A 21,339-nucleotide genomic window follows, 5' to 3' on the forward strand; every position below is an offset into this window, starting at 1 on the left:
TTATCACGGTAGGTTTGAGTCTTTTTCTAAGGAGGTACTCACGTGCTCGACCGTTTTACTATGCCGTTGACCCATCGGCCACTTGCCAGTATGGCTCGGTATCTCAGCAATCGGCAGGTTACCCCTGACCAAGTTACCTTAGTGGCTTTTTTAGTGGGTATGAGCGCGCTACCGCTATTAGCCTTTGAATATTATGTTTTGGCACTAATGGCGATTTTATTGAACCGCCTTGGTGATGGGCTGGATGGCGCACTTGCCCGGCTAAGCAGCCAGCAAAGCGATGCGGGTGGGTTTATTGATATCGGGTTGGATTTTGTCTTTTATGCCGCGGTCGTACTGGGGTTCGCGCTGGCTAACCCTGGGCAAAATGCGCTGGCAGCCGCGGTACTGCTATTCGCATTTATCGGCACAGGAACATCGTTTTTAGCCTTTGCTATTGCGGCGAAAGCACGCAATGTTGAACGACCAAACTTTCCACAAAAGGCATTTTACTATTTAGAGGGATTAACCGAAGGCACAGAAACCGTTATCGCGTTAGTGCTCTTTTGCTTATTTCCTCACTATTTTCCATGCTTAGCGGGGCTATTCGCAGTCGCTTGCCTAATCACGACTGCCACGCGGCTATGGGGAGGCTATTGGACCCTACGCTAGCATTTAAGATCGCCCTATAACGGTTATGCACGCAATGTGCGTTATCGAACCGACAGCAGCGAACGTTAAGCACATCGTCCTGATAGAAAAGCATTGTTTTAAGAGCTGTGCTGTACACATTCATCAGGATGTAACCCGTGACTCTTTTTTTTCAGACGCCTTTATTTCGTCGTGTGCGCCAACACAAAGCTTCTATGGCATTGTGGAGCTCCTCTGCGCCAGTACGTGAAGAGTTGTTTAGTGCAGAACGGCTTGAACAGCACGCAGGTAGTTTAGCGCTGGCGCAGGTTGTGACAGCAAGCCCACCTAAAGTGGCGTCGTTAACGCACCGCCTAAACGATAATGCACGCGTATTACTTGCCGCTTACCGCGCTTGCGCTGTCACGCTGGCAGAAGGTCGAGATGTCGTTCCCGCTGCCGCTTGGTTACTTGATAATTATCATCTTATCGAAGCACAAATTCGTGAAATACGCGGCGACCTTCCGCCGGGTTATTACCGACAGTTACCAAAGCTTGCAGAAGGACCTTTTGCGGGCTATCCACGCGTATTTGGTATTACATGGGCTTTTATTGCACATACCGATAGCAATATAGAACTCGCTAACTTACGTACATTTATTAAAGCTTATCAACGCATACAGCCACTAACAATTGGAGAGTTATGGGCGGTCGCGATAACGCTTCGCATTGTATTAGTTGAAAATTTACGTCGACTTGCCGATCAAATCATTACTGAACAAACGGCACGCGATGCCGCGGATACACTTGCGGCTAAATGGATTGCTACTGAAAATGGCTCGCCAAAGAGAAACGACTCCTCCAACCATTATTCAACTTACAACGACTCGATAAACAACGAATCGGCTAATAGCGTCTCGACAGATAACTGTTCAATGGATGAGGGTTCAGTTGATCATCAATTCCCTTCTTTTACGTCTCAGAAAACACCACTGTCGGCGCCCTTTATAGCTCAATTAGCCAAACGTTTACGCGGCGTTAACCCCCATACCAATGCACTTGCCTGCTGGCTTTTCGAGCAGCTTAATCGCCAGGGCGAATCTATTGATGATGTGGTGCAAAGTACCCAACAGCGCCAAGGTGCAGCGAACGTTACTGTGCGAAATATCATTACCAGTATGCGTTTTATCTCCAGCACCGATTGGGCTGAGCTTTTCGAAAGTGTCAGCTTGGTAGACGTAAAATTACGCGAACATAGCCGCTTTGCGCAGTACGATTTTTCAACACGTAATCAGTATCGCATTGCAGTGGAAGAGCTCGCCCGTGGCTCAGCCTATAGCGAGTTGGAAGTCGTTGATCATACGTTAACGCTATCAAGAGAAGCGCTGCCACTTACCGATGATGTCCATGAGGCAGCACGAGTCGAAGACCCCGGTTATTTTTTAGTAGCAGCGGGTAGGCATACGTTAGAAGAACGCCTTAACTATCGCCCGCCATTGAAGCGGCGATTTCGCCAGCTGCTGTTGAAAAATGGCATCAATGGCTACGTCATAATGCTGACAGCGACGTCAGTCGCTTTGGTGATATTGGCCGGGTGGTTGCTGCTATCAATGCATTCAGGCGAGGTGTCGTCGCTTTGGTTATGGTTATTGGCAGCCCTGGGCGTACTACCCACGATTGAGATCGCTACGTCTATCGTCAATCGTTTCGTTATTTATAATATCGGCGCTCAGCCACTGCCTAGCCTAGACCTCTCCAAAGGCGTTCCCCCCTCTCTTCGTACGCTGATGGCAATGCCAACGCTATTGACCAATGAAGCCGACTTAAAAGAACAGCTTGATCGGCTTGAGGTGCACCATCTGGGTAGTGATGGCGGTGCTATTAGCTATGCACTGTTAACGGATGGTGTTGATGCCCAGCAGGCAGAACTAGCCACCGATGAGGCACTGTTAAGCATTTGTGAAAAACGCATTGAGGAATTAAACAAACGCTACTGTCCTGCTAGCCATGAAAAGCGCTTCTTTTTACTGCACCGCAACCGCGTCTACAACGCAGGTGAACAATGCTGGATGGGATGGGAGCGCAAACGGGGCAAGCTTCATGAGCTCAATAAACTGTTACGTGGCGCAACCGATACGACCTTCAGGGACCCACCTTCCCTACCAAGAAATGTGCACTATATTCTCACGCTGGACGCCGATACACGCCTGCCAAGAGGAGCCGCCAGCAAACTGGTTGGCAAAATAGCTCACCCGTTAAACCACCCTAGATTTGATCCGCAGCAACGGCGGGTAGTCGAAGGCTATGCAATTTTGCAACCGCGCGTCACTCAATCGATGCCTACAGGCGAAAGAGGCTCTATTTATCAACAGCTGTGCTCTTCTCCAGGCGGAATTGACCCTTATGCCGCCGCCATTTCAGATCTTTATCAAGACCTAGTGGGTGATGGCTCGTTTGCAGGGAAAGGTATTTATAATATTGATGCCTTTGAAGCATCACTAGAGGGCCGTATCGCTGAAAACAGCCTGCTAAGCCACGATATGTTTGAGGGCATTTTTGCCCGTGCAGGACTGGCATCAGATATTGAAGTCATAGAAGACTTTCCAGACCGTTATGATGTGGTGGCCAAACGCCAACATCGCTGGGTGCGAGGCGATTGGCAGTTACTCCCTTGGCTATTAACAGCTTCATTACCGCCTTCAGGGCGCTTGAAAATACTCGGCAATCTACGCCGGTCGCTGCTCCCCCCGCTACTATTAGCCTGCCTTGCAGTGAGCTGGCAACTGCCTGTCATGATGGCCGTTGTCAGCAGCTTAATGGTCATTATGATCTTTAGCATACCGGTCTTACTGTCGTTAATAACGTCGTTCGCTCCGCTGCGCGCAGGCGTCAACCTTCGCTACCACTTCCAACAATGGTGGGATGAACTGACGCTGGGATCGAAACAAATTTTGCTGCAACTGATGTTTCTCCCCGACCAAGCGTGGCGGATGCTAGATGCCATTGTTAGCACTCTGATACGCATTTTTATAACTCGCCGCCATTTACTAGAGTGGACATCGTCGGCCCAGACGATGAAATGCCCGCACCTGACCGTTTGGGGATTTTATCGGCATATGGCACCCGGCACGTTACTTGGCGTAGCCATTGCCTTCAGTGCGTTATGGTTTAACAGTAGTGTTTGGCTAGTGGTCTTGCCGATCGCACTACTATGGATAGCAGCACCTGCGCTGGCAACTTGGCTAAGCAGTACGGCTAGTATTACGACCCAACCTCTCATAGCAGAAGAAACCGCCCTTGAGCTTCGGCTTATTGCGCGTAGAACCTGGCGCTACTTTGAAACCTTTGTAACTACATCGACCAATTTACTGCCGCCGGACAATTTTCAGGAAGAGCCTCGGCCGGTTATCGCCCAGCGAACGTCACCAACCAATATGGGTCTATACCTGCTGTCGATACTGGCGGCGCGTGATTTTGGTTGGATCGGTAACCCCAACGCGCTAAGCCGTATAGAAACAACGCTTGCTGTCATGCATACCCTGCCCCGCTATCGTGGTCACTTCTTTAACTGGTATGCAATCGATGATCTCCGCCCGCTAAACCCCAGGTATGTGTCTACTGTCGATAGCGGCAACCTTGCTGGTCACCTCATTACTCTCGCTAACGCCTTGGAAACCTGGCAGGACACAACGTTTTCACCTGACCCTCGCCAAGCAATAGCTGATACATTGGCATTGGCGTTCGAAGCACTTAAATGTGAAGAGCTTAAGCGCTCCTCCCAAGCAGCAGAAACACCTTCGCCCACCAAACCGCTCACTGATCAGCTTGAGAAAGTCGCCACTCTCGTAAGCGCAAATAAAACATCGCCATTAGACTTGGAAGCCCTGACCAAGCAAACCAAAAAAGCACTTAGTATCGCTGGCGACCTTTTCAATGAGCATCTCGCTAGTGACGATGATAAAGATGTGCTTTTTTGGGTGGCAGCACTGCACAAAACGGCTACACAGCATAGCGGTGACCACACAAACAACACAATCGCCAACGGCACACATGTAAAGCGGCTCCAGCAACTGGCCAGTAAAGCGCGACGGCTTGCCCTCAGCATGGATTTTGCGTTTCTTCTCAACCCAGAACGGCAGTTACTGTCGATTGGCTTCTCGCTAGACGACGCCAGCCTGGACATCAGTTGTTATGATCTGCTGGCTTCAGAGGCACGGCTGGCCAGCCTGTTTGCCATTGCCAAAGGCGATGTAGCCACTCGTCACTGGTTCCGACTTGGGCGCGCTGCCACCCCTTTAAAAGAGGGTGCGGCAATGATCTCCTGGTCAGGCTCCATGTTTGAATACCTGATGCCGTCGCTGATAATGCGCGCTCCCGCTGGCAGTCTCTTGGAGCAAACTAACCGTCTGATAGTTAAGCGCCAGGAAACATACGCCGCCCAGTTTTCAGCTCCTTGGGGTATTTCTGAGTCGGGGTATAACGCACGGGACATAGAGCATACTTATCAATATTCCAATTTTGGGGTGCCTGGATTAGGGCTGAAGCGTGGTCTATCGGCCGATTTAGTGGTCGCGCCGTACGCAACGGGGTTGGCGGCAATGATCGACCCGGAGGGGGCCTTCAAAAATTATCGCCGCCTTGCAGAAATGGGCGCGCTAGGACGCTATGGCTACTACGAAGCGCTAGATCTGACCCGCTCACGGCTCCCCAAAGGCGCCAAGCTGGTGATTGTGCGTAGCTATATGGCGCACCACCAGGGCATGACCATCGTCGCCATCGCTAATACGCTCCATCGTGGGCAGATGCGACAACGCTTCCACCGCGAACCGATGATTCAGGCGAGCGAGCTATTGCTTCAAGAGCGGATTCCACGGGATGTGGCTATTGCTTACCCCCGTGCCGAAGAGGTGAAATCAACCGCTAGCCAAACCATCAACGAAGCACAAACCGTGCGCCGGCTATCAACCGGCGTCAACGGACCTCCGGTGACTCACCTGCTCTCAAACGGCAACTACTCTGTCATGTTGACCGCAACAGGTGGCGGCTACAGCCGATGGCACAACCTTGCCATCACTCGCTGGCAACCAGATACCACACGCGATCACTGGGGAAGCGTTATTTTTCTCCGCGATACGCGACGTCCAAGCGTTTGGAGTGCAACAGGACAATCACTGGAATCACATACCGGCACGAATAACGACGACAATCACGTGTTATTTGCTGAAGATTATGCTCGCTATGACCATCGGCACGAATCTATTGCCAGTCACTTAGACATCCTGGTGTCTGGGGAAGATGACAGCGAAGTACGTTTGCTAACACTGACCAACAATGGACGCCAAACCTGCGACATTGATGTTACGGCTTATGCAGAATTAGTACTCACCACGCCGAGTACCGACAACGCCCATCCTAGCTTTGCCAAAATGTTCGTGGTTACTGAATACCTTCCAGCATTCAATGCGCTAATCGCCACCCGTCGGCGGCGGGACCCCAGCGAAGCGCAAGTGTGGGCAGCTCACTTCGCCGTAGTGGAAGGCGATACTGTGGGAGACTTCCAATATGAGACCGACCGCGAGCAATTTATCGGCCGGGGTAACCGTATTTCCACAGCGAGGGCACTTGCTGAAGGCCAGCATTTATCAGGCACGGTAGGCAGTGTCATTGACCCTATTTTTGCATCGCGCTACTGCCTGCGGATCATGCCAGGAAAAGCCGCCCGCATCGCTTACTGGACGGTTGTTGCCGGCTCACGCGAGGCGCTGATGGATCTCATTGATAAGCATCATGATGTTAGCGCCTTTGAGCGAGCAAAAATGCTCGCCTGGACTCAAGCGCAAGTGCAGCTACGCCATTTGGGTACTCAGCCAGAGGAGGCCGCCGACTTTCAGCGCTTAGCTGCCCCACTGCTCTATCCCGACGCACGCTTTAGGGCACCCCAGAAAACGATTCAAAGCGGCGCAGCTCAACAGTCACTGCTATGGCAACACGGGATCTCCGGTGATTTACCCATCGTATTGCTGCGGATTGAATCCACTGACGATTTGCCACAATTGCATCAATTACTTCGCGCCCATGAGTATTGGCGCATGAAACGTCTCGAAGTCGATATCGTCATCATCAATGAGCGTGCCTCCTCTTATATTCAAGATCTACAGCAAGCCATTGAAGCCACGATTCTCAGCAGCCAAGCAAGACCCCGGCTTCACAATGGCTATGCCCAGGGAACGGTTTATGCCTTACGCGCCGACTTAGCAAGCGCCCAGTCACGCTCTCAGCTGCTATCAATTGCTCGCGTGGTGCTGATAGCGCACCGAGGATCAATTGCCGATCAGCTGTCGGTTATGTTGTCTGGTCAGAGCACCGCCAAACCTCCGCTTGCCACTACTAAACGCGCCCTCCCCAAACCGTTGATAGATAAGGCTCATACTCCTCACCAGCTTAAGCGGCCTACACTCGAGCTTTTTAATGGTTGGGGCGGATTTGCAAAGCAAGGGCGAGAGTATGTCACCATCCTAGAAGCGGGCAGCTCAACGCCTGCGCCATGGATTAATGTCATTGCCAATCAACAGTTCGGCTTTCAAGTATCGGCAGAGGGCGCTGGCTATCTATGGGCAGACAGCAGCCGAGAAAACCAGCTGACACCCTGGAGTAATGACCCCGTCATTGACCCAAGCGGAGATGCTGTTTACGTCCGAGATGAAGAGACGTTCGAGCTTTATACCGCAACGGCAAGCCCGATACGTGACTCAGGCCGCTACGTTGCGCGTCATGGCTTTGGCTATAGCCAATTTGAACATCAGAATGACGAGCTCAGCTTAGAACTGTTGCACTTTGTGCCCCTGGATGCCCCGTTGCGCATCTCACGGCTGAGACTGACTAATCATTCAAACCGGACACGCAAGCTCTCTGTGACCGCTTATGCAGAGTGGGTTTTGGGCACGTCGCGCAGCGCATCAGCTCCCTTCCTGATTACGTCGCAAGCACCAGAAAGCGGTGCGTTGTTAGTTACCAATCCATGGAATGCCGACTTCCCAGGCCAAGTGGCTTTTCTCGATATTGGCGAGCCACCTACGCAATGGACTGGCAATCGCAGCGAGTTTATCGGTTATGGCAAAAACCTGGCCGAACCGGCTGGGTTACGCTGTAAAACGCCACTTTCCGGTACGTTAGGCGCGGGACTAGACCCCTGCGCCGCTCTTCAGCGTCCCGTGACGCTAGCCCCAGGAGAAACAGCCGACATTATCGTATTGCTTGGTCAGGGTGGCTCCAATGACGACGTTACGAGGCTGATTACCCGTTTTCGTGATGCTGACATTGATGCAGAGCTTGCCAACATTCATGACCATTGGAACACGCAGCTCAATGCCATCCAGGTCAAAACACCTGATCGGGCGATGGACATCATGCTAAACGGCTGGTTGCTGTATCAGACCATCGCCTGTCGTTTAACGGCTCGCTCAGCGTTTTACCAAGCCAGCGGCGCCTATGGCTTCCGCGATCAGTTGCAAGATTGCATGGCATTGACGTTTAGCAACGCCGCTACAACGCGCCAACATTTACTGCGAGCAGCTTCACGTCAATTCCCTGAAGGCGATGTACAGCACTGGTGGTTGCCACATTCCGGACAAGGCGTGCGCACGCGCATCTCTGACGACCGGGTTTGGTTGGCTTACGCCTGCGCGCGTTATCTCGCAACAACCCAGGACATAGCAGTGCTTGATGAGCCGGTGAGCTTTTTAGACGGCGCGCAGTTGTCATCGCATGAGCACGAACACTTTTTCCAGCCAACCACCTCGCTGGAAACCGCCCCACTGTTTGAACACTGCGCACGCGGACTGGATATTACCCTTTCGCAACTGGGTGAACATGGTTTGCCGCTGATAGGCGGCGGGGATTGGAATGACGGTATGAACCGCGTGGGTGCTGGGGGCAAGGGAGAAAGTGTATGGCTAGGCTGGTTGCTGCTTAAAACACTTCATCACTTTGCGCCAATTGCCGAGCAGCGCGAGGCCCAAGCCTGCCACTCAGATGATCCTCAACGCGCCGCTCGTTGGTATGAACATGCTCAGGCGCTACGCATAGCAATTGAAAACAGCGCTTGGGATGGCCAGTGGTATCGCCGGGCGACCTACGACAACGGCAGCTGGCTAGGCAGCAAACAAAGCGATGCATGCCAGATTGATTCCATCGCCCAATCATGGGCGGTGCTTTCCGGCGCCAGCGACCCTCAGCGGTCGACGCTCGCAATGCACTCGCTGGAGCGCGAACTTATTCTGCATGACCCGCAGTTAGCGCTGCTCTTTTGGCCTCCCTTTAATCACCCGAAGCAGGATCCCGGCTATATAAGCGGCTATCCACCTGGAATGCGCGAAAATGGCGGGCAGTATAGTCATGCTTCAATGTGGGCAATTTTGGCCTTTACCCAACTGGGTGAAGGTGACAAGGCATATCAGCTGTTTACACTGCTTAACCCCATCAACCATGCCACCACCACGGAAGCGGCTATCCGATATCGCGTTGAGCCTTATGTGGTCGCTGCTGATGTGTATTCTGTGGCGCCCCATGTGGGACGAGGAGGTTGGACATGGTATACCGGCGCCGCCGGTTGGATGTATCAAGCCGGCATGGAGGGTATTTTAGGCATTCGCCGGGAAGCTAGCTGGCTGGTCATTTATCCCTGCCTGCCAGCGAGCTGGCCGCATTTTACTGCTGACATTACCCTTGCCCAATCGCACTATCATATCAAGGTGATCAACGCGCAAGCTTCTCCAGCGACGTTAAGTCAGAATCTCTTAAGCCAACCCCTCCTAAGCCAAGCCCTCACTGCAACACTGGATGACGTTTGCTTAGCAGAAACGGAGGTTGGCATGCCCATTCGAGTGCCCCTAGATAGTCAGCATCATCAACTAGAGATAGTTATCCGGCGATGTGCCCCTGCATCATGACAATGTTATGTGGCGTTAAACGCTGATAACACGGAGTGCTCAACAAAACGGCTTGCCTCTATCCCGAAGAATCATCAGCAAGGGCGCTGTTAGGGGAGGCAAACCGTTGGGAGTTTTTTATCAGTCTAAATCATCTAGCGTAACCACAAGATCCCGGGTAGATACATCTACCTTCCAGAAGGTGTAGCTGTCGTCGTCTTCATCGACCAAACGAATATCGAAGATAGGACTGTCATACCCCGTAATCGCCACCCGCTGAGTATCACCATCCATCAGAACATCATTGCCGAGCACATCCTCTTCCCAGCTTTTCGAATCTGTTGGGCTTATATACATGTAATACAAGATATAGCCCGTACGATTAGTGATATCGATGTAGTAGTCGGCAGCCATTGCAAGCGAAGAGCTACACAGTATCAGCAGTGCAGCGAATAACACTTTAATGCGCATTGATAAGTTTCCTGTTCTTTTCTCTTTTAAGAGGAGCGATAGGTTGCAACGTAGGTATCGCCAAGATCAAAACATAGCGATCAGCACATTATATCGTCAGTTACTTATCTAATTGGGCGCCCTCCCCAAGTTTTTCATACAACTGCCCGCGAGATACTCACAGCTGGTAGAATGCTGCCCCTTTCAGGCACGTCCACGGCCTATCGCCACAACGTTTCCCCTTCTACTACCTGAGAGTCGCGCAATGATCGCCACCGTCTACACCGTGTTTCAGCCACTTTTCCGGCTGGGCCTTATCCCGCAGATTTTAATAGGCATTGTTGCCGGGATATTCATCGCCCTTTTCACACCAGACATTGCAGGCAATGTGGCACTGCTTGGCCAGCTATTTATTGCCGCTCTGCAAGCAGTGGCCCCTATTTTAGTCTTTGTGCTGGTTACCGCGGCCATCGCTGCACACAAGAAAGGTCAACCAACTCACATTCGCCCCGTGCTCATACTGTATGTGGTAGGCACATTAATCGCTGCGCTAATTGCAGTGGCGGCAAGCTTTCTGTTCCCTACCGAACTTTCATTGAATGCGGGGCAAATTGACGGCAATCCTCCTGGGGATATTTTTAGCGTTCTAAGGGACCTGTTATTAAATGCGGTGGCTAACCCGGTAAGTGCGCTAATGGAAGCGAACTTTATCGCTATTCTGGCATGGGCCATTGGCCTTGGTTTAATGCTACGCCAAGCCAGCGACACCACCCGCCAAGCGTTAAGCGATTTATCCACTGCTGTCACCCGCATTGTCACGCTGGTAATTCGCTTAGCGCCGATTGGCATCTTTGGCTTAGTCGCGGGAACCTTGGCAGAGTCAGGGGTAGAAGCATTGCTCAACTACGCTCAACTGCTAGGTGTCATCGTTGGCTGTATGCTGTTTGTTGCTCTGGTTAGCAATCCGCTGCTCGTTTATCTCACTACCCGTAAGAACCCTTACCCACTGGTGTTCACCTGCCTGCGCGGCAGTGCCATCACCGCCTTCTTTACCCGCAGCTCAGCGGCGAATATCCCCGTAAATTTAGAGCTGTGCCGCCGTTTAAAGCTGGATGCCGACACCTACGCTATTTCTATTCCGCTCGGCGCGACGATCAACATGTGTGGTGCAGCTATCACCATAACGGTGATTACCTTGGCGACCACCCATACGCTAGGCATTACCGTCGACTTCCCCACTGCCCTACTACTGTGCGTGGTATCTGCACTGGCTGCCTGCGGTGTTTCAGGCGTAGCCGGTGGTTCGCTGATGCTCATTCCGATGGCTGCCAACCTGTTTGGCATTCCAACAGAAGTTGCCATGCAGGCAGTAGCGATTGGCTTTGTCATCAGCGTGGTACAAGACGCGACCGAAACCGCGCTGAATTCCTCAACGGATGTGCTGTTCACTGCTGCCGCCTGCCGAGCCCGTCAACCGTCCGGCTCTGACCACACGATATAACGCAATTTGTTTGACTTCTCGCTGTTCCTTATATAGAACATTCTATAAAAGGAACAGCGAGATAATAGAATGGATAAGCACTCACTAAGTACCCTAGGCCAGCATTTGCAATCCCTTCGCCAAGCGCGGGGCTGGTCACTCTCCTATCTAGCCAATGCCGCTGGCATTGCCAAATCTAATCTGTGCCGTCTGGAACAAGGTAATGGCAACCCCACCTTGGATACCATCTGGCGGTTAGCAGTGCAGCTTAATGTCCCCTTCGGCACCCTGGTCGCGCCTATCTCTGTACCTTTAGGTGAAGATGGCGTGCAAGTTCAGTTAATTGACCAGGGAAAAGGCTTGCCTCAGGTAGATGCCTATTGGATGCGCTGCGCTCCCCATACCCTGCGCCACGCCGAAGCTCACACCCTGGGCACTCAAGAAACGCTGACCCTGATCAGCGGCTGGCTCGAAGCCGGCCCTGAAGGGACGGTTACTGCGCTAACCCCTGGCGAAAGCATCACCTTTAGCGCTGATAAGCCTCACTTTTACCGCACCCAAGACCAAGAGGCCACCATGCTACTCACTATTACTTACGGCGAACAGGGGGATGCAACATGAACCAAGTTGTCAGCCACTCGCCGTGGCGTAGCGCGCTGCAAGGCGTGCGGGAAGCGATTCCGCTATTGGGTGGTTACATACCGGTGGCGCTATCATTTGGTTTAGTGGCTAGCCAAGCAGGCTTTAGCACATGGGAAGCCACAGCTATATCAGCGCTGATTTACGCGGGTGCTTCGCAGTTTTTGTTTGTGGGCATGATCGCCACCGGCGCTCCGCTGTGGTTGGTGGTAGCAATGACATTACTGATTAATGTGCGCCATGTAGTGTACGGCCCTAACCTAGCCGAGCTGCTGCCGCGCAGCCGCCACTGGCCATGGCTAATGCACGGCCTAACCGACCAGGTATTTGCTCTGGCATTAACCAGGCTTCCTCAGTTGCCTGACGCGAAGCGCTTTAGCTGGTTTGTAGGTGCATCGTTACTGGCGTGGGGAGCATGGGCAGTGGGCACTGCCGTGGGGGCTACCGCTGGCGAAACATTTACCGCCCGCTGGCCGTTGTTGGGTGAAATTATGCCCTTCGCGCTGCCTGCACTATTTCTCACCATGGTGGCTCCGCGTTTTACCGATAAACGCTGGGCAGTAGCAATGGGACTCACCATCATTGCCGCACTGTGTTTAACGCTGACTGGATGGGGCAATGTGGCCATCCCATTGGCGGCTGCCTGTGGCGCGCTGTGCTTCTATCTGGTGAAGTTTGAAAAAAGGAGAGGAAGTAATGAGTAGCGCGTTGTGGTTAGCGGTGATGATATCCGCGATAGGTACTCTGCTGATGCGTGTGGTGCCCTTTCTATGGATGCAGCGCCGTATAAACAGTGAGACAGGCATTAACAATATGCCCCAGTGGCTAAGTATTCTCGGCCCGCTGATGATCGCCGCTGTGCTCGGTGTTTCTATCGTGCCAGTGAGCCCGAGTGCCGTTTCATGGATTGCCACTGCTATCGGTCTTGCCGTCACATTGTGGGTATGGTCGCGGCTCCGCTCTTTGGGCTGGCCGGTCGCTGCTGGGGTGGCAGTATTTGGCATCGTAGAGGTGGGGGTAGCGCTAATATAACGCTACCCCACCTTGCTAAAACGCTTTTGGAAACACTAATTGCGGTAAATACAGAAAGACGCTTGGCAGTAGTATCATGGCGATAATGATCGACATAATGAGCACTATTAGCGGTATTACTGCCATAAAAGCACGCGGCATGGAAACTTCGCCAATCTGTGTTGCGATAAGCAGACAAATACCATAGGGAGGCGTAATCAACCCTAAGGTGAGCGATAAAACCACTACCAGCGCCATGTGGACCTGGTTGATATCAGCCGCGATACACAGCCCCTGAATAATGGGGAGGAAGATAATAACTGCCGTCACCGGGCTGAGAACGGTTCCAATCACTAACATGAACAGCATCACCAACAGCATGATGCCCACCCGCGATTGCGTTACGGTGAGGATAAAGTTAGCGACCTCCTGAGCGATCCCCAAGTACGAAATCAGCCACCCCATAATGCCTGCGGAAGCGACAGCAAACATCGGTAACGAAAAGGCCACAACCGAGTCTGACAAAATGCCGGGAAGCTGCCTAAAACGTATCGCTCGATAAAAAACAAAGGCTAACAACACCCCCACCAGGACCGCTACCGAAGCCGCTTCCGTAGCAGTGAATACGCCTAGGGTTATGCCACCTAGCACCACTAGCGGCAGCACCATAGGTGGAGCAGCGGTGATCGCTGTACGCCCCATTTGGCGGAAAGAGAACTTACCCGTTGCTTTAATATCGTGCTTTCTCGCGATGTAATACACATATCCCATCTGCATCAAACCGACGAGTATCCCTGGCAGAATGCCCCCCATAAACAGAGCACCCACTGATACATTGCCAAAGGCACCGTAAATTACCATGAGAATCGAGGGCGGAATGATCCCTCCCAGCACAGACGATGCTGCCGTCAATGCCACAGCAAACGGCGCGGGATAGCCCGACTTCTTCATCGCAGGAATGAGCACCGCCCCCACGCTGGCAGTATCTGCAGCTGCAGACCCCGAAAGGCTGGCGAACATCATGGATACCATGACATTGATGTGGCCCAGACCGCCGCGAACATGCCCAACGGTGCTATCCGCAAAGCGCAGCAGGCGGTCGGTGATGCCCCCGTCGTTCATCAGGCGCCCTAACAATAGGAAGAAAGGCACGGCCAGTAACGGGAATGAGTTAATGCTGGCAAACATCTGATTAACGACCGAGGTTAAAGGCAGCCCCAATTGCATGATCGTCAATATGGAAGCCAAACCAATAGCAAAAGCGATAGGGACACTTAGGCCGATAAGAATCAGAAAACTGCCAATCAAGGTAATCAATGGACTCATGATTCGGGGGCCTCTCCACCACTGGCCGCATCTCTACCAGCACGCAGCTTAGCGATATCATCGCGAATAGTCTCAATAGAAAATAGCAACATGGAGATACCTGCTACGGGGATCGCGGCGAACACATAGGCCATGGGCGTACCTAAAGCTACCGAACGTCGGTTCCAGCCCATATCCACCAGTACATTACCGTGCACAATCAGTACATAGATCACGGGCAGACAGGCGAGGCTACCGAATAAGCGTAATACGCGCTGAGTAATAACAAAGCTTGGAGGGAACACGTCCACCACATAGTGCCTACGCTTACGCAGTGCAATGGCCGCGCCAATAAAGACCGCCCAAATGAAACAAGCCATAGCGACTTCATCGGTCCACGATACTGATATTTTCAGGTAGTTACGTGCCACCACCTGATAGAGCACCGTTAGGATAAAGGCTGCAAACAGCGAGCCTGCGATAAATGTCAGGAGTTTCTCCAACAGATCGTTTATTTTCCGCATTTTTCTACCCTTACATTGGCGCACTGCTTGCAGATGAGACGCACAGCAGCACGCCAAAGCGCTGATGGATCGCGGTTTACAGGTTGCGAATCGTGTCAAGCAGCTCAGTCAAACCACGTTCCTCAGCAAACTCGTCATGCAGAGGAACGACCGCATCAATGAAGGCCTGCTTGTCGACTTCAGTCACCGTTACACCTAGCTCCTCGAATTCCTGAATAAACTCCGCATCGTACTCCACTCCTTTTTCAGTGCCGAACTCACCCGCATTCTGGGCCGCATTGAGAATGATGGCCTGATCCTCTTCCGAGAAGCGGTTAAAGCGGTTCTCACTGATGGAAATATGACTCATCATCACCTGGTGTTCGGTTTTGGCATGATAAGGAGCTACTTCATAAAGGCGGCTTGAGTAATAACCACTGATGGTGCTCTCGAAGGCCCCCACTACGCCGGTTTGCAGGCCAGTGTAGATTTCTGTCCATGGTAGCGATGTCGTCAACGCACCGACTGATTGCCACATATCAGCATCCAGGCGGGAACCAGTCACACGCATCTTGATACCTTGCAGATCAGAGGGCTGGGTGACAGGTCCGGTATTGGTACTTAAATTGCGCGTTCCCCCTCCTGTCAGACTCAACAACTTCAAGCCTACGCCTGACTCCTGCATAGCGTTGGCGAAGTAGTCAAACACGGGCGAGTCTGGAGAGGTGGCAGCCCGGAATTTATCCATATCTTCAAACAGATAATTAAGACTGAAAATTTCAAACTCAGGGGTATACGGCGAAATATTCATCACACCGCCAATGATCATATCGGTAGTACCGATACGAATCTCATCGACCATTGTCTGGTCATTACCTAATTGGCCACCTGGGAAAATCTGTACATCGATACGCCCATCGGTCGCTTCTGCTACTTCGGCTTTAAACGCTTCAGCAGCATCAATCCATGGGTGAGGAGCACTTACTACCGTGCCCAAGCGCAAGGTTTCTGCCATAGCAGGGGAAATAAAAAGCATGGAAGTTGCGGCTGCCAGAGCCAAGCGCGAAAACGTACGTTTTGTCATGGGGACGTTCCTCTTATATGTTTACTAGCTGTCTATGGGTGCTAGCTGCCGATAGATACTCGCCAGGGATGTGCCAACGTTTTAAAAAGCGGGGGCTTGTTTAAGCTATGCTCCCGATACAGGTTCACCAAGGGTATGCATAAGCCGGTTTGCCCAGCCAAATAGAGTGGTTGAGAGGGTAAGATCCAAAATTTCCTGATCATCCAGCCCCGCTTCACGTAGGCTGGCAATATCATCTTCGGTTACTTGGGGAGGACACTCAGAGAGCCGCATGCCGAACTTAAGGATGGCACGTTGACGTGCATCGATATCCGCCTTTTCGCCATTGAAGAAGATCTCCTGCATCACCCGCTCATCACGCGTCAGGTTGTTATAACGCTGAGCATGCACAGCCGCGCAGTAGATACAGCGGTTGACGACCGATGCTGCCACCGCTCCCAGTTCCCGCTCTTCACGGGATAAACCACCCTTGTCATACATGATGCCGTTAAATAGAGACGTGCGAATACGCAGCGGCTCAGGATCATGCGCCAACACCAATACATAGTCGGAAATTTTGGTGTTGGAAGGCGTTTCTTTCAGCGCTTCCCGTTGATCAGGCGTCGCCTGATCAAAATCAATCGGGGTGATATGGGGACGCCACGTGGGTACCCGGGTGGTGAACTTGTGAATGACACGACTCATTGGCTTTTCCCCATCACACTCAGCACAGCAGCAACGCGTAGCTGGTAGTTAACGAAAGCAACCAGCCCGGCTAAGCGGACAATATCTGCTTCATCAATGCCTGCGGCACGTAGCGAACCGATTGTTGCTTCGCTGGCATCTCGCGGCCGTTCGGTGACTAAGTCAACGTAATCCACCATCGCAACCAAACGCTGCTCATCTGCTGGCGGCATTTGTCCCGGAAGGGCTAGTTGGTAAGGATCCGCATCATCGCCATACCCGGCAAGCAAATCAGCATAGTGCTGTGTCAGCCCTGCTTGCTGGCAAATTCTCGCCATACGACATGCCAACGCCGCTCTTAAGCTGGCAGGCAGGTTCCCGGCATCATTGGGTAGCAGCGCTGCTTCATAGGATGCTTGTGTCAGCTCCATCAATTTGCCGCGCATGGTCAGGGCTTCGGCCAGCGGGCCGCTGCTGGGCACGCCAGCGGCTGTTTCAAGTACATGTGACATTTCGGTTCCTTAACATTGCAATACAAAGACGACGTTAGCGCTACGCATTCAAGGCAATGGGGAAGGCTCCCACTCATCCCCCAGTAGTTCCGGAGAGTCGTAGTGTTCGAGTAGCTGCCAGTGGCGCTCAATGTCTTCTCGATAAAAGCCTGCTGCAATTGCGCCTGCCAGCCAGCTAGCTCCTTCGCTGATCCCAGGAATGTCACCGCTGACTTTGCCTAAACTAATAGAGGCACCATAGTTGAAGCAGTGGATATTACGCAGCCAGGGGGCCGCTCCTGGCTCTCGCTCCTGGAAGGCAAAGTCGCGATCTACGTAAGGAAAATTGCCCAGCTCTTCGTGCTGAAGCTCGGTGGGTGGCTGATATCGATCACGCCACAGCAGAATACGATCGGCATACCCTGCCAGCTCGGTACGAGCCAGTGGGTCAACTTCAAACCCAGTTCCCAGAATCAGAAAGTCGCAGCGAACCTGTTTGCCCTGCTGGGTCGTGATCACCACTTCCGACCCTTCAACTCGAATATTTTCAATGCCACAACCAAAGTGAAAATAAGCATTCTCATGGCGGCTGACGCGCAACGTCGAGCCACGAGGAGGCGGCGTCTGGGTGATAAAAGAGTAGTGCATAATGCGCCAGCGCCACTCATCCGGCAGTGTTGCGTAGCCATGAGTAAAGCCATAGGAGCCAATACCCATCATTTTGTTGATTGTCGGCATCTGCTGACGGCGAATCAGGAAGCGAACCTCGCTGGCGCCATGCTCCAGCGCCTCAGCAGCATTATCAATCGCCGAGGCGCCTACCCCCACCACGACCACACGCTTCCCTTTAAGGGCAGTAAAATCGATATCGTCCGCCGTGTGCGCCCAGCTAGACGCCGGCAAACCAGCAACGAAATCGGGAATCTTGGGGGCACCGGTACCTTCACGGCCAGTCGCCATAATCAGTTTACGTGTTAGAACACGTTCAGCCGTCGCGCCTGGGCCAGAAAGCTCAAGACTGAGTAGCTCTCCCTCGGGCTTCACATGCTCAACCTTGACACTATTTTCGACCGGCAGGTTGAGAACCTCACGGTACCAGCAAAGGTATTCCATCCAGGTAGGCCGTGGAATCTTGTCAAGAATTTCCCAGGCCTCGGTGCCAAACTGCGCCTCATACCAAGCCCGGAAGGTCAGTGAGGCAAACCCATAGCTGGGTCCTGGTAATGTTTTCGGCGAACGCAGTGTCTCCATGCGGGCATAGTTCATCCAGGGCCCTTCTTTACCCGCCGGGTTGCGATCAAAAATGCGGATATTGGCGATACCTCCCGACAATAGCGCGAAAGCCGCCACCAAACCGCACTGCCCACCGCCCACAATTACGACATCGTAAACGTGCCGCCCATCCTCTCTCTCTAATGGGGGAACCCAATTAGCAGGTGGCAGGTTCAGACAGGCGAGGTCGTGCTTCACGCGTACATTCAAGGCTTCAAGGCCGGCACCGGCCAAAGAGGGAGTGAGGGTCATGGCATCATCTCGGCTTGTGTCTGCATGGCCTGTTCGGCTTCATGGGGCCACCAGAACCAACGAACGGGTACATCTTCAGCATGGCGATTAGCGGGTAAAGGCAAGGCTTTCGCCAGTTCAACCAATTCAAGCGCTCTGGCAAAGCAATCAAGTACTGTGGCCTCGTCAGCTGTTCCAACAGATGCATCCTTAGTGAAAAGCGTATCCAATAGGCATGGCGTTACTGACTCTTCGGATTGAGCTGACGCATCAGGGCGCTGGGCAACCCAAACACCACTATGTTCATCCACAGAGTAAAGTTTCATTAATACTGGGGCATAACGCGCAATAAACTCGACCGCTGATATTACATAGTTAGCCGACTCATTGCTAAAAAAGAAGTTAAATCCGAGCCTTACCCAACCTGGGCGATATATGCTTCTACCTTTTTGGACTAACGCTTCATGCGCTGCAGCCGTATCACTATCAATGGAAAGCAGTTCATGACCATAGGGGCCCGCGCAGGAACAGCCACCTCTAGCCTGAATACCGAATAGGTCATTCAACATGGCAACCACGAGGTTATGGTGTATCGCCCTTTCTCCAGCAGTGACATTGAACGAGAAGATGGCCAGCCTGGGCGCATTAAGTGAGCCAAGCAGGTTTAGGTTGGCTATTTTTTGCCAGCGTGCCACCGCCATGGCCACCAACTCTTTCTCGCGCAACTCAATGGCCTCAGTGCCAACTTTTGCTTTGATCCGAAACGCTAACCCTGCGCGAATATCGCCCAAAATATTAGGCGTACCCGCTTCCTCCCGACGCTCGACACTCTGAACATAGCGATGATGGGAGGCAGTTACATAGGATACCGTGCCGCCACCGGCAATGGATGGCTTCGCATTGCGGCACACCGCTTTGCGAATCACCAGCACGCCGGAACTCCCAGGCCCACCGACAAATTTATGAGGAGAAAGGAAGACGGCATCCAGATGATCGCCTTGGCCGCTGCCTGCCATATTGATCGCGACATAGGGCCCACTTGCCGCATAGTCGAACACAGCCAAGCCACCATATTGGTGCGCTAATTTGGCTATCTGGGTCACGGGCGACAGAATACCCGTGACATTGGAAGCTGCCGAAAACGCCACGACTTTAAAGTCGCGATCGGCATGTGCCCGCAATTGCTGCTCAAGCACCTCCAGATCAACAAGACCATCGCTATCCAGAGGAGTACGTACCAGATCAACATCGCACTCGCGCCATACCAGATCATTGGAGTGATGCTCATAGGGGCCAACGAAAACAACCGGCTTAGCGGCCTTCGCAGCCACTTGCCCATGGGTCAACTCAAGAATGCGACAGCAACGATCTATCGCCGCGGTTGCACCAGCACCAGCAAAAATGACCGCATATTCGTCATCAGCACCTACAGACTCCGCCACTGCTTGGCGAGCAGCTTCCCGTAGCCGCGTGGTCATTTTACCGGTGTAAGAGGTTTCTGTATGCGTATTGGCATACAGAGGCAACACCTCCTCCTGCATTGCCCGCTCGACGATATCCAACGCCCTTCCCGATGCCGTGTAATCGGCATAGAGCAAGGGGCAGTCTCCAAATGGGCCGGGGATCAAGCGCCCTTCTCCAATGACCCCTCTCTGTAGGCGCTCCATCCACTCACGAGAGATCGCCGAGGGGGAGCTCGGTGGTTTTCTTGACTTGTTCCATTGAGAAGCACGATGTGACATTACTGAGCTCTATTTTCGCAATCAGCCTTTTATAAAAGGCATCATAAGATTGGTTATTACGCGTAATGACCTTGAGTAAGTAGTCGTATTCACCTGCAAGGCGATTAACTTCTACGATCTCAGGAAAGTTTTTAACCGTTTCCTGAAATGTATCAAGCCAAGCTTGGTTGTGTTTATCTGTTTTAACCATCACAAACACAGTAAGACTAAGATCCAATTTCTCAGGGTTCAGTACGGCAATTCTTTTTTCTATAATTCCGTCTTTTTCCAGCTTTTGTATTCGCCGCCAACACGGCGTAACAGAGAGACCAACCCCTTCTGCAAGCTGTGCAATAGAAAGACTATCATCGCGCTGAAGCTGTTCAAGAATTTTTAAATCAAACCGATCAATAAGCAATTTATTTCCCCTCTATACGATTAAAAGGAATTTTATTCTTTATAGCCTTTGCTCGATACGGTCAAGGGAAATAATTTTTCACCTCCAACTCTGTTGATTTCAACTAAACATCTACTCCGGCTAAAAGGACATCCCAAAATAGTGCAAAAAAATATGCTGCACCACAAAGAACAATACATAAAAGATTAAAATCGAAACCACTATAGTGTTAAAAACATGGGGTTAAAAGCATGGCATTAAAAGCACACAATTGATTAAAACTCTTTGATCGATCATGAATATATACGCCCTTGAACACGCACTCTTAAACATATCGCCCTATGAAGCACACTTTCTGCGCCGACCTCAGCCGTGAACAGAATGACCCATTAGCTGGGAGCGCTGCCCATGCCGAACTCAATCTATTAATCAGTTGGCCGCGCGCAAAGTGGCTGCGCAAATTGCGCCATGCCAGCGACATGAACGACACGCTGAAACAGACACTAGATGACATTGCCGATAGCGGCCTACGTATTAACCTGATTCGGTAACTGGG

16 protein-coding genes are annotated in these 21,339 nt (G+C 52.1%); 7 read left to right on the forward strand and 9 right to left on the reverse strand.

Annotation, left to right across the window (positions count from 1 at the left end; genetic code table 11):
- The first annotated feature begins 42 nt into the window (after window positions 1-42).
- Both ACN06F_RS13435 and ACN06F_RS13440 read left to right on the forward strand, forming a co-directional pair.
- The gene (locus tag ACN06F_RS13435; RefSeq protein WP_433924087.1) at window positions 43-651 is read left to right on the forward strand and encodes a CDP-alcohol phosphatidyltransferase family protein; all 609 of its coding nucleotides are present in this window, start codon (window positions 43-45) and stop codon (window positions 649-651) included.
- A 137-nt stretch (window positions 652-788) separates the two neighbouring features.
- Entirely contained in the window at window positions 789-9,557 is an 8,769-nt protein-coding gene (locus ACN06F_RS13440; protein WP_433924088.1) for a GH36-type glycosyl hydrolase domain-containing protein, read from the forward strand.
- Between the two features lie 120 nt (window positions 9,558-9,677).
- Here ACN06F_RS13440 and ACN06F_RS13445 read toward each other — a convergent pair whose 3' ends face one another.
- Window positions 9,678-10,007 carry a hypothetical protein gene (locus ACN06F_RS13445; RefSeq protein WP_095603943.1) on the reverse strand — a complete coding sequence of 110 codons (330 nt, stop codon included), beginning with the start codon at window positions 10,005-10,007 and terminating at the stop codon, window positions 9,678-9,680.
- Between the two features lie 244 nt (window positions 10,008-10,251).
- Here ACN06F_RS13445 and sstT point away from each other — a divergent pair, with 244 nt between their 5' ends.
- From sstT to ACN06F_RS13465, 4 genes are all read left to right on the forward strand, one after another.
- Entirely contained in the window at window positions 10,252-11,487 is a 1,236-nt protein-coding gene (gene sstT, locus ACN06F_RS13450) for a serine/threonine transporter SstT (RefSeq protein WP_231657578.1), read from the forward strand.
- A 69-nt stretch (window positions 11,488-11,556) separates the two neighbouring features.
- On the forward strand, window positions 11,557-12,087 hold the full coding sequence (locus tag ACN06F_RS13455) for a helix-turn-helix domain-containing protein (RefSeq protein WP_433924089.1): 531 nt from the start codon (window positions 11,557-11,559) through the stop codon (window positions 12,085-12,087).
- On the forward strand, window positions 12,084-12,809 hold the full coding sequence (locus ACN06F_RS13460) for an AzlC family ABC transporter permease (RefSeq protein ID WP_038477437.1): 726 nt from the start codon (window positions 12,084-12,086) through the stop codon (window positions 12,807-12,809). The genes ACN06F_RS13455 and ACN06F_RS13460 overlap by 4 nt, the downstream gene beginning before the upstream one ends.
- A complete protein-coding gene (locus ACN06F_RS13465; RefSeq protein ID WP_038477440.1) occupies window positions 12,802-13,137 on the forward strand; it encodes an AzlD domain-containing protein in 336 nt (111 codons plus the stop codon). Before ACN06F_RS13460 ends, ACN06F_RS13465 begins: the two co-directional genes overlap by 8 nt.
- Window positions 13,138-13,152: 15 nt before the next feature.
- Here ACN06F_RS13465 and ACN06F_RS13470 read toward each other — a convergent pair whose 3' ends face one another.
- The 8 genes from ACN06F_RS13470 to ACN06F_RS13505 all read right to left on the reverse strand — a co-directional run bounded on the left by ACN06F_RS13470 (window position 13,153) and on the right by ACN06F_RS13505 (window position 20,804).
- Window positions 13,153-14,442, reverse strand: a complete 1,290-nt coding sequence (locus ACN06F_RS13470; RefSeq protein ID WP_120386497.1) for a TRAP transporter large permease — start codon at window positions 14,440-14,442, stop codon at window positions 13,153-13,155.
- Window positions 14,439-14,945, reverse strand: coding sequence for a TRAP transporter small permease (locus ACN06F_RS13475; protein ID WP_038477446.1), 507 nt, complete (start codon window positions 14,943-14,945; stop codon window positions 14,439-14,441). The genes ACN06F_RS13470 and ACN06F_RS13475 overlap by 4 nt, the downstream gene beginning before the upstream one ends.
- Window positions 14,946-15,021: 76 nt before the next feature.
- Window positions 15,022-16,008: a TRAP transporter substrate-binding protein gene (locus tag ACN06F_RS13480; RefSeq protein ID WP_051626349.1), complete on the reverse strand. Its 987-nt coding sequence runs from the start codon at window positions 16,006-16,008 to the stop codon at window positions 15,022-15,024.
- 105 nt (window positions 16,009-16,113) lie between these two features.
- Window positions 16,114-16,692 carry a peroxidase-related enzyme gene (locus ACN06F_RS13485; protein WP_095603948.1) on the reverse strand — a complete coding sequence of 193 codons (579 nt, stop codon included), beginning with the start codon at window positions 16,690-16,692 and terminating at the stop codon, window positions 16,114-16,116.
- Entirely contained in the window at window positions 16,689-17,183 is a 495-nt protein-coding gene (locus ACN06F_RS13490; protein WP_120386496.1) for a CMD domain-containing protein, read from the reverse strand. The genes ACN06F_RS13485 and ACN06F_RS13490 overlap by 4 nt, the downstream gene beginning before the upstream one ends.
- A 48-nt stretch (window positions 17,184-17,231) precedes the next feature.
- Window positions 17,232-18,686 (reverse strand): NAD(P)-binding domain-containing protein, encoded by a 1,455-nt coding sequence (locus tag ACN06F_RS13495; protein ID WP_433924090.1) that lies wholly within the window; start codon window positions 18,684-18,686, stop codon window positions 17,232-17,234.
- A complete protein-coding gene (locus ACN06F_RS13500) occupies window positions 18,683-20,332 on the reverse strand; it encodes an aminotransferase class V-fold PLP-dependent enzyme (protein WP_433924091.1) in 1,650 nt (549 codons plus the stop codon). Before ACN06F_RS13500 ends, ACN06F_RS13495 begins: the two co-directional genes overlap by 4 nt.
- Window positions 20,333-20,336: 4 nt before the next feature.
- Window positions 20,337-20,804 carry an Lrp/AsnC family transcriptional regulator gene (locus ACN06F_RS13505; RefSeq protein ID WP_198348988.1) on the reverse strand — a complete coding sequence of 156 codons (468 nt, stop codon included), beginning with the start codon at window positions 20,802-20,804 and terminating at the stop codon, window positions 20,337-20,339.
- Between the two features lie 320 nt (window positions 20,805-21,124).
- Between ACN06F_RS13505 and ACN06F_RS13510 the strand changes: the two genes are divergently transcribed.
- Window positions 21,125-21,334 carry a hypothetical protein gene (locus tag ACN06F_RS13510; RefSeq protein ID WP_433924092.1) on the forward strand — a complete coding sequence of 70 codons (210 nt, stop codon included), beginning with the start codon at window positions 21,125-21,127 and terminating at the stop codon, window positions 21,332-21,334.
- The last annotated feature ends 5 nt before the right edge of the window (window positions 21,335-21,339 follow it).

Origin of the sequence: Vreelandella sp. 21 (assembly GCF_050995515.1) — a bacterium.
Lineage (GTDB): Bacteria > Pseudomonadota > Gammaproteobacteria > Pseudomonadales > Halomonadaceae > Vreelandella > Vreelandella alkaliphila.